Annotated in this window: 9 protein-coding genes; 5 read left to right on the top strand and 4 right to left on the bottom strand. The window is 61.2% G+C overall.

Features of this window, described 5'->3' with window-relative positions; genetic code table 11:
- Positions 1-557: 557 nt before the first annotated feature.
- Positions 558-818: a 30S ribosomal protein S20 gene (gene rpsT, locus O148_RS0109590; protein WP_026530730.1), complete on the bottom strand. Its 261-nt coding sequence runs from the start codon at positions 816-818 to the stop codon at positions 558-560.
- A 279-nt stretch (positions 819-1,097) separates the two neighbouring features.
- On the opposite strand from rpsT, the gene lepA reads away from it, so the two are divergent.
- Positions 1,098-2,951: a translation elongation factor 4 gene (gene lepA / locus O148_RS0109585; RefSeq protein WP_026530729.1), complete on the top strand. Its 1,854-nt coding sequence runs from the start codon at positions 1,098-1,100 to the stop codon at positions 2,949-2,951.
- Positions 2,952-2,983: 32 nt separating this feature from the next.
- Positions 2,984-4,192 (top strand): radical SAM family heme chaperone HemW, encoded by a 1,209-nt coding sequence (hemW, locus tag O148_RS0109580; protein ID WP_035745724.1) that lies wholly within the window; start codon positions 2,984-2,986, stop codon positions 4,190-4,192.
- Positions 4,193-4,378: 186 nt separating this feature from the next.
- On the opposite strand, the gene O148_RS0109575 is transcribed toward hemW, so the two are convergent.
- The gene (locus tag O148_RS0109575; protein ID WP_026530727.1) at positions 4,379-4,801 is read right to left on the bottom strand and encodes a DUF4870 domain-containing protein; all 423 of its coding nucleotides are present in this window, start codon (positions 4,799-4,801) and stop codon (positions 4,379-4,381) included.
- A 94-nt stretch (positions 4,802-4,895) separates the two neighbouring features.
- Positions 4,896-5,795 carry a DUF3097 family protein gene (locus tag O148_RS0109570; protein ID WP_420805780.1) on the bottom strand — a complete coding sequence of 300 codons (900 nt, stop codon included), beginning with the start codon at positions 5,793-5,795 and terminating at the stop codon, positions 4,896-4,898.
- Positions 5,796-5,912: 117 nt separating this feature from the next.
- On the opposite strand from O148_RS0109570, the gene hrcA reads away from it, so the two are divergent.
- From hrcA to O148_RS0109555, 3 genes are read left to right on the top strand one after another with little or no spacing between them, the layout of a single operon-like run.
- Positions 5,913-6,950, top strand: a complete 1,038-nt coding sequence (gene hrcA / locus O148_RS0109565) for a heat-inducible transcriptional repressor HrcA (protein ID WP_026530725.1) — start codon at positions 5,913-5,915, stop codon at positions 6,948-6,950.
- Positions 6,951-7,003: 53 nt separating this feature from the next.
- Complete coding sequence (gene dnaJ / locus O148_RS0109560; protein ID WP_026530724.1) at positions 7,004-8,146, top strand: molecular chaperone DnaJ; 1,143 nt, start codon at positions 7,004-7,006, stop codon at positions 8,144-8,146.
- A gap of 1 nt (position 8,147) precedes the next feature.
- Positions 8,148-8,909, top strand: a complete 762-nt coding sequence (locus O148_RS0109555) for a 16S rRNA (uracil(1498)-N(3))-methyltransferase (protein ID WP_026530723.1) — start codon at positions 8,148-8,150, stop codon at positions 8,907-8,909.
- 2 nt (positions 8,910-8,911) lie between these two features.
- Here the strand turns inward: O148_RS0109555 and O148_RS17120 are convergent, their stop codons facing one another.
- The gene (locus O148_RS17120) at positions 8,912-9,883 is read right to left on the bottom strand and encodes a GerMN domain-containing protein (RefSeq protein WP_051620064.1); all 972 of its coding nucleotides are present in this window, start codon (positions 9,881-9,883) and stop codon (positions 8,912-8,914) included.
- Positions 9,884-10,004: the final 121 nt, after the last annotated feature.

Raw genomic sequence — 10,004 nt, 5'->3', positions numbered from 1 at the left:
GACTCGCTGCTCAAAACTCAACCGCGAATACGCCCTCCCCCGCGCCCTCACGCCCCCGCCGCTCTCCATCAACGCCGTGTCCGGTACACGAGGACCCGTCATGCCCCCGCGGGAGCCATACACCAGTTCCATACCAGCCAGTCTGGCAAACCTGTTCACACTCGTGCGCGCCACCCCGACACGCTCAGCCACCCGCACCGCGGTAACACCCCGAGCAAGCAAATCAAGGCACAACGAAACCTTCCACCACGGAATCACAGCAGGCACGACACACACTCCAAAAAAATTCAGGTGTTGCACTAGCCCCTTGAAACCACCCGAGGAATAACCGCCATACGTGGCAAGTCGCGAAATGCCCTCATGACTAACAAGCCCGGTGCGGTGCGTACGAAGGCTAGTATCGCCGTCGTACCCCATCTGTGTAGCAGTTAATGCCGATGTCAGGCGAAACATGGGCATTAACTGCTACACAGTCGAGTCGGCGGGACAAAAAAGGGCCGGAAGCACTCGGCTTCCGGCCCTTGTCCCCACAAAATTTTGGGGAGGATCACTCGCGCTTAGAGCGCGTTGACCTTCTTCGCAATCGCAGACTTGCGGTTTGCGGCGTTGTTCTTGTGCAGAACGCCCTTGGATACAGCCTTGTCCAGCTTGCGGCTGGCGATACGCAGGGCGTCGGCTGCCTTTTCCTTGTCGGCGGTCTCGACGGCCTCATTTACCTTGCGGATGAGGGTCTTGATCTCAGACTTGTAGGCGTTGTTGCGCAGACGCGCCTTCTCGTTGGTGAGAATGCGCTTCTTTTGAGACTTAATGTTTGCCACGAGGTATTACTCTCTTTTGTCGAGCGGATAGGTCAGTGAGGGCAGTTCGGTGCAATATACGACTGAGTGGCGTGGGGATGCCTTGACGATATAGACCGAGGTGCCCGCAGACCTGCGCGGACACACAGCACACAATCCTAGCAGATTTCCAGGATTCTTAGCTAATGCCCGGGGCGTGAAAGAATGGTATGTCTTGATGCCGCGCACGCGCCGCACGCTTAGGCAGTGCGAGCGATGCGCGCGCAAGAGTCAGCACCGCAACCCCGTGAAGGATGGACTGTGTCACCAATGGCCCGCACCGCTCAGGTGCCCGCCGCAACCGCGCCGGAAGTAATCCGCAACTTCTGCATCATCGCGCACATCGACCACGGCAAATCCACCCTCGCGGACCGGATGCTGCAGCTCACCGGCGTGGTGGAACAGCGCGAAATGCGCGCCCAGTACCTGGACCGGATGGACATTGAACGCGAACGCGGGATCACCATTAAGTCTCAGGCGGTGCGGATGCCGTGGGAACTCGATGGGCAGTCCTTTGCGCTGAACATGATTGACACGCCCGGCCACGTTGACTTCACCTATGAGGTGTCGCGCTCCCTGGCCGCCTGCGAAGGAGCGATCCTCCTAGTGGACGCCGCGCAGGGCATCGAGGCGCAGACCCTCGCAAACCTTTACTTGGCGCTGGAAAATGACCTCACCATCATCCCGGTGCTGAACAAGATCGACCTCCCGGCCGCGCAACCGGAAAAGTACGCGGAAGAACTCGCGGGCCTGATCGGCGGCGACCCGGCCGACGTACTCAAAGTCTCCGGCAAGACCGGCGAAGGCGTCGAAGCGCTCCTAGACCGCATCGTCCAGGAGATCCCGGCACCGGTCGGCGACGCCAACGCCCCGGCCCGCGCCATGATTTTTGACTCCGTCTATGACACCTATCGCGGGGTTGTTACCTACGTCCGCGTCGTGGACGGCAAGCTCAGCCCACGCGAGCGCATTCAAATGATGTCGACCAAAGCCACCCACGAACTGCTGGAAATCGGGGTCAGTTCCCCCGAACCGCAACCCACCAAGGGACTTGGCGTCGGAGAAGTGGGTTACCTCATCACCGGCGTGAAGGATGTCCGCCAGTCCAAGGTCGGCGACACCGTCACCAACGCCGCAAACCCGGCGCAGGAATCGCTCGGCGGCTACAAAGACCCCAAGCCCATGGTCTTTTCCGGCCTGTACCCGCTGGATGGCTCCGACTATCCGGACCTCCGAGACGCCCTGGACAAGCTCAAACTCAACGACGCCGCCCTCGTCTACGAACCGGAGACCTCGGCCGCGCTCGGCTTCGGCTTTCGCGTCGGCTTCCTCGGGCTGCTCCACTTGGAGATCGTCCGTGAACGGCTCGAGCGCGAGTTCGGCCTCGACTTGATCTCCACGGCCCCCAACGTGATCTACAACGTCACGCTGGAGGATAAAAGCGAGGCAATTGTCACCAACCCGAGCGAATTCCCGGCCGGCAAAATCCTCGAAGTGCGCGAGCCCATGGTCTCGGCCACGATCCTCGCGCCCAGCGAATTCGTCGGCGCGATCATGGAACTGTGCCAAAGCCGCCGCGGACAGATGCGCGGCATGGACTACCTCTCCGAGGATCGCGTGGAATTGCGCTACTGGATCCCGCTTGCCGAAATCGTCTTCGACTTCTTCGACCAGCTCAAATCCAAGACCCGCGGCTACGCCTCGCTGGACTGGAAGGCCGACGGCGAACAAACCGCCGACCTCGTCAAGGTGGATATCCTCCTCCAGGGCGAAACCGTCGACGCTTTCAGCGCCATCACCCACCGCGACAAGGCGTACTCCTACGGCACCATGATGACCGGAAAACTCCGCGAACTCATCCCGCGCCAACAATTCGAGGTCCCGATTCAGGCCGCGATCGGCTCGCGCATCATCGCGCGCGAAAACATCCGCGCCATCCGCAAGGACGTCCTCGCCAAGTGCTACGGCGGCGACATCAGCCGCAAACGCAAACTCCTCGAGAAGCAAAAAGAGGGCAAAAAGCGCATGAAAATGGTGGGCCGCGTCGAGGTTCCGCAGGAAGCCTTCATCGCCGCCCTCTCCTCGGACGAGTCGAAGGACAAGGCGAAAAAGTAGTGGCTCCCTCGGCGTTGCCCGTCGGCCTGCCGATGCCGCCCGACGGGGTTCTGCCCTTCGGCCCGCTGGGGCCCGAGCCGTTCTCCGCCTATGTGCACATCCCGTTTTGCCGGGTCCGCTGCGGGTACTGCGACTTCAACACCTACACCGCGACCGAGTTGGGCGGGGGAGCGAACCAGAGCAATTATGCGCAGACACTCCGCCGGGAGATCGCCTTGGCGGCGCGCATGATGCACGACGGCGATGCCTCCTTACCCACGCTACGTACAGTTTTCTTCGGGGGCGGCACACCAACGTTGCTCCCGGCCCGAGACTTGGCGGCGATTCTCACCGCCTTGCGCGAGGAATGGGAGTTAGCCCCAGGTGCCGAGGTCACGACGGAGGCGAACCCCGACTCGGTGGACGCCGCGACTTTTAAGACGCTGAAGGCAGCCGGGTTCACGCGCGTCTCGATTGGCATGCAGTCCTCTGATCCCGCCGTGTTGGCGACGCTTGAACGTACACACAATCCGGAAAACGTGGGTAAGGCGGTGCGCTGGGCGCGCGACGCCGGGCTCGATGTGAGCCTGGATCTGATTTATGGGACGCCGGGGGAGAGCCTCGACTCCTGGCGCCGCTCTCTCGGGGACGCCCTGGAGCTCGCGCCGGATCACGTCTCCGCGTACGCGCTCATTGTCGAGGAGGGGACCAAACTTGCCGCGCAAGTGCGTCGCGGCGAGGTGCCGGACATCGATGACGATGATCACGCCGACAAGTACGTCCTGGCTGACGAGTTGCTGAGCGCGGCCGGATACACCTGGTACGAGGTGTCCAACTGGGCGCGCTCGGCCGCGCACGAGTCGCAACACAATCTTGCCTATTGGCGCGGGTACAACTGGTGGGGCTTTGGCCCCGGGGCGCATTCGCATATCAACGGAGTGCGCTGGTGGAATGTGAAACACCCGACGGCTTACGCGGGGAAACTGGAGAACGGCGACACCCCGGGTGCGGGATATGAAAAACTCACACCCGATCAAGCGCATATGGAGCAGGTGTTGCTTAGGAGCCGTATCCGAGAGGGCTTGCCGATCGCAAAGTTGGCACGGCCCGGGTCTGGGGACACCGTGGATCCTGGAGTCATTGCCGGACTGATCGCGCGCGGTTTGATCGATCCCCAGCGCGCACTGGCCGGGACGATCGAACTCACGTTGCAGGGCCGCTTGCTGGCCGATGCCGTCGTCCACGAACTCCTCCCCACCTAAAATCGACTGTGCAGAACACGCACGCGACACGCCGTTAAAGCGTGCATTATCTGCACAGTCGATTTCGAGTGTGCGGAACTGAACCGCGCATATGGGGTCAAAATTGCGAGAGCTGTATGGCGCGTGGAACTAAACAAGCGCACGGGCACGAAGCCGTCTAGCGCGTGGTAAGGACAGGGGAGGGGACTAGCGGATAAGACGCGGATTCAAACGGTAGCGGTATGGGCGACCGCGGTTCACCACGGAACCGGCCTTAATAGAAATCACGGCCATGGCAATCCAAATCAGCGCGTTGACGACCGCCAAAACACCAGCCAACGCCGGCACCCCGAGTGATAGGAGCGTAAATGCAATCACCACGATGGTGGGGATCAGGGTGAAGTTCAGCGCTTCCTTCGCCTCTTGCTCGGTGAACGGCCCACGATCTTTAAAGACCATGTAGATGATGGCAGAAGGCAGGCATCCCAGAATGCCACCGAAGTGGGACATGGTCGCCCACTGGCGATCTTCCGATGCGGTCAACGGTGCAGGATGCTCTTGCTGGCCCTTAAATTCGGCACTGGATGCCTGGCCCGTAGCCGAGACGTCTTGCCCCCGCGTATCTGACACGACTACACCTCAATTGCGCTTGTGTTTCCTCAACTACCCATTCTATCCGCTAGGCCAGGCAATTCTCGGCAGCCGCGTCAAAGTTTTTCCGAATCTAGAGCACGCCGTCCTCGGTGAGGAAATCGATCAGTTCCTCAACGCGCCCCAATAGCGCAGGGGTGAGATCCAGATAGGAGTTCACGGTAGCCAACAGCCGAGCCCAGCCCTGGGCAATGTCGCGGTGATCGCGGTGTGGCCAACCTAAGTGCTGCAATATTCCGGTCTTGTAATCCATGGAGCGCGGAACGGTGGGCCAGGCACTAATGCCGACCCTTTCGGGCTTGATGGTTTCCCACACATCGACATAGGGGTGTCCCAAGATGAGGACGTTCCCTTGGGCTCCCGGTACTTTCATGGCCGTCTCGGCGATGCGAGTTTCTTTGCTCCCAGGCACAAGGTGATCGACCAAAACGCCAAGTCTTCTGCCCGAACCGGGCCCGAAGTCGGCAATCCGATGTTCGAGGTCGTCAATGCCGCTCAGTTCCTCGACCACGATCCCGACCTCGCGAAGATCATCGCCCCAGACCTTTTCCACGAGTTGGGCGTCATGCTTGCCCTCGACCCAGATGCGGCTGGCCTTGGCGACACGGGCCCGCGCGCCGCTCGATTTCACGGACCCCGAAGCCGTTCGCGCCGGGGACGTGGGACCCTCGGCGCGCAACGACCCGGGCGCCAGCACCTGAACCGGCTCTCCCTCGAGAAGGAAACCAAAACCAAGCGGGAAGGCCCGCACTCTGCCACGGGCGTCCTCGAGTTGAACAACATGGATTCCGCCAGACTTTTCCACTCCCACTACCGCACCCACCCAGCCGCTCTCGATGACTTCGAGGACAAGGCCGGAGTGGGCCTCCACTTTCTTCAGCTGGCGGGGCTCTCGTCTGGCGCTCAGGGCGTTTTGCGCTCCCCAAGGCTGGTCGATGCTTGAGCGGAACGGGGTGGACGGCGTTGAATTCACGGATGCCATGCTAAACCGACGTGACGTGAAAGCTCGGCAAAGACGCGATAGAATTAGCAGTCGGGTGTTGGGAGTGCTAATGCCTGAATCGGCTACATGTAAGAAGGACTGAGCACCGTGACCGAACCACGCCGGATGGAAATCCTGCGGGCAATCGTGGAAGATTACGTTCACACTCGCGAACCGGTCGGCTCGAAAGCCATCGCCGAACGTCACGATCTCGGCGTCTCCTCAGCGACCATCCGCAACGACATGGCGCTGCTGGAGGAGGAGGGTCTGCTGACCGCCCCCCACACCTCTGCTGGGCGGATTCCGACGGTCAAGGGTTACCGTGCGTTTGTCGACCAAATTGCCCACATTAAGCCGTTGTCGACCCCTGAACGCCGCGCGATCGAACATTTTCTGGAGCGCTCCGATGACGTCGATGATCTCATGGCGCGCACCGTGCGGTTGCTTGCACAATTGACTAATCAGGTGGCGATATTTCAGTACCCGCACCGCACGCTACTCGCGCTCAAACACATTGAGTTTGTTCTGGTTTCCCCCGAACGCGTGCTCATGGTGCTGATCTCTACTAATGGGGTGGTCGACCAGCGGCTTATCACCCTAGAAGGCGCGACCAGCGAGAGCGAACTTTCAGCGCTCAAGCTTCTGCTTCTCGAAGAGCTTGCCGGCGAATCCGTGGACAACTTGGGATCAATCTTGGACCGCCTGCGCGCGGAGTCGCGGAAACCGACGGCCGCCGAGGGGGATTACTCCGAAACATTGGAGAGCGCCGTGTTCGCCGAACTGCGCCAGTTCGCGCATGCAAAGCGGCAAGACAAAATTGTGCTGGCCGGAACGGCGAATCTTGCCAAATCCACCACCGATTTCCCGCTGACTATTGGCCCGGTGCTCGAAGCGTTGGAAGAACAAGTGGTCATTTTGCAGTTACTCTCATCGATGGAGTTGCATCAAGACCAGGTCAGCGTCCGCATCGGCTCGGAAACCAGTTACGAGCCGCTGAGCGAAGCCAGTGTCATAGCTGGACAATATGATTCATCATCAGGATCGAAAATTGGAATTCTGGGACCGACCCGCATGGACTACGCGTCAAGCATGTCCGCCGTGGGTGCCGTAGCCCGATACGTGTCACGGTTCTTGGCCGATAACTGATCGGCGCCGCGATATTAGGTGTTTGAGACCGAGGAAAGAGTAAGAAGACCACAGTGACTAACCACTATGACGTGCTCGGCGTAGCCCGAGACGCGACGCCGGAGGAAATTAAGAAGGCGTACCGCCGTCTGGCCCGCGACCACCACCCGGACCTCAATGGCGGCGGCGGCAAGGATGACGAAAAATTCAAGCAGATCTCGCACGCCTACGAGGTGCTCTCCGACCCGGCAAAGCGCCGCAACTATGATGCAACCGGCAGCGAGAAGGGCGGATTCGGCGGCTTTGGTTCCGGATTCCCATCCAGCGGCGCTGAAGGATTCGGTTTCCAAGACATTTTCGACACCTTCTTTGGCGGCGGGGGTGCTACACAACAGCGAGCAAGCCGCACCCGTCGAGGGCAGGACGCACTCATCCGGGTCGAAATCGATCTCAAGGACGCCGTCTTCGGCACCAACAAGAGCATCGAAGTCGATACCGCGATCACCTGCCCGGTGTGCAACGGGGAATGCACCGAACCTGGCACCCACATGGAAACGTGCGCCGTCTGCCACGGTTCGGGCAACATTCAGCGGGCGGTACGCTCCATCCTGGGCCAGGTGATGACCACCGCGCAGTGCCCCAACTGCGAGGGCACCGGCACCACCATCCCGCACCCGTGCCACGAATGTTCCGGAGAAGGCCGGATTCGCGCACGCCGCGACATCACCCTCAAGATTCCGGCCGGGGTTGATACCGGTACCCGTATTCAGTTACGCGAACAGGGCGAAGTTGGTCCTGCCGGCGGCCCCCACGGTGACCTCTACGTGGACATCAAGGTCAAACCGGATCCGCAATTCACCCGTGACGGCGACAACCTGCACGCCACCTTGAACGTCCCGATGACCGCGGCAACCCTGGGCACCAGCGTCAAGATCCCGACCCTAGACGGCGAGCGAGACGTCGACATTGCCCCCGGAACCCAAAGCGGTAGCACGCTCACGCTCCGCGGACTCGGTGTCACCAGGCTACGCTCCCAGGTTCGCGGCGATCTGGTCGTGGACGTCCATGTCCAAACCCCCACCAAAGTTACCCCGGAACAAGAGGAATTGCTCAAACAATTCGCGCAACTGCGCCAGGAAGAGTTTGTCGAAGGCAAGCTTGCCTCAGCCAGCAACGGCATGTTCGCCAAGCTCCGCGACAAGCTCGGAAACCTCTAGCGTGAGCCTTCCGGTCTTCGTCATCGACGTCGAGAGTGCTAGAACGCTACGCCCAGGCGACAGCTACACCCTCGACGGACCGGAGGGCCGCCACGCAGCCGGATCGATGCGTTTAGCGGCAGGCGAAAGCCTCGATCTGGTGAACGGGCGTGGCGCCCGCTGGCGAGCGACCGTCAAGGAGTCCGCAAAGAATTCCCTGCTCCTGGACATCCAGAGCGCGACGACAGAAGAAGCGCCGTCACCCGAGGTCACGGTTGTTCAGGCTCTGGCTAAGGGCGGACGGGATGAACAGGCCGTTGAATCGGCCGTGGAACTCGGTGCCACGGCAATCGTGCCGTGGCAGGCCGACCGCAGCATCGTGCGTTGGCGTGACGAGAAAGCCAAGAAAGGCACCGAAAAATGGCAGGATCTGGTGCGCTCGGCCGCCAAACAATCCCGCCAATCCCACATCCCCACCGTGAGCAGCCCGGAAACGAGCGCCCAACTGTGCCAACGAATCCGGCGAGCGGTGGGCGAAAGTGGGGGACACGCCGTCGTACTTCATGAAAGTGCCACCGAGCCCTTGGTGAGTTTCCTGCGGGAAACCGGCCCCGGACCGCTGCTGCTCATTGTGGGTCCCGAGGGCGGCATCACGCCGAGCGAAGTGGAGGCGATGGTTGCGAGCGGGGCGCGCACCGCGCATCTTGGCCAACGAATTTTGCGCTCCTCCAGCGCGGGTCCGGCCGCGCTCGCGGCGATCAACACGCAATGGGAACGCTGGTAAGGCTATTTCGTCGAGTCGATCCGCAAGATTTTCGTATCAATTTGAGCGGCATCCGACGCGCCGTCCGCGCCGCGATACGCGATCAACGCATAATTTCCCGGTTCCACATCGAGCGAGAACTTGGTGATGAAACTACCCGAACCGTTGTCCTCGGGAGTGACGGTGCCGCTCGTGGTGGTGTCGCCACCCAGAATCTTACGCATCCGCTCCGCGGCGTCCTGCGGCAATGGCCCAGAATCCAGCGCACGCAACTCCCAGCGAATCGGATCCACGGAGGTGCTGGAAATAAAAATGTCGAGGGGACTTCCGCTGCGAACTGCTTGTTCCTGCGGCTCAATGATCCAGATCGGGGCGATCGCCTTGACCTCGCGGCTCATCGGCTCGCCCAGGTCGGTCCGGCCAAAGGCGCGGTAGCCCGCCTTTCCATCCACTAGCACGATGACCGTCCCGGTGTTGCCCGCCGGCAAAATGCCCGCATTCGCGGCCGCGGCAGTCGCGGTATAGACAAGCTGCTGCACCGCGAGGTCCGCAGTGGTCTGATCAATTCCGCTGGAAAAAACATCGGAGGGGAGGTCGACGGTGATGACTCCATCGGTGGAGGTCGAGACGCTGAGCGCCGCGCCGGGCTTCCACGGCGTGAAGAAATCCGGGTCGGTGGGGCTCTGCGAGAGCATGAAATCGATCGCCTGCGCAATGGGGTCGGCGGCGGGTTCGCTATCGACATACTCGCGGAAAAGACGGGTCGAATCCCCGCTCTTACCCAGCCAATACACCGGGAAATTGAGAATCTTAGTGCCGTCGGAGCGCGCCTGCGCGGTCTCGACGGGCCGGCCGGTGCCGGTGACGGACTGGGAGTCCAGTCCTTGGGCCGTGCAACCGGTGAGGGCCAGGGAACAAAGTACGACGGCGATGCTCGCCTTTCGCGCGCGGGTGCGCCAAAAACGGGGTTGCGTACGCAGATTTTGAGCGCGCAAACAACACCTGCTTTCACTGTGGGGGACGTGAGCGCATCAAGCCGAGGATTCGGCACAAGTCAATAGTTTCGCATAGAACCCGAGACGAAAAGGGGCAGAATTCGTCAAATGCGCAGACTGA

This window comes from Haematomicrobium sanguinis DSM 21259 (assembly GCF_000688395.1).
Classification (GTDB): domain Bacteria; phylum Actinomycetota; class Actinomycetes; order Actinomycetales; family Micrococcaceae; genus Haematomicrobium; species Haematomicrobium sanguinis.
The sequence above is the reverse complement of the archived record's forward strand: the minus strand, read 5'-3'. Positions and strand labels throughout refer to the sequence as shown.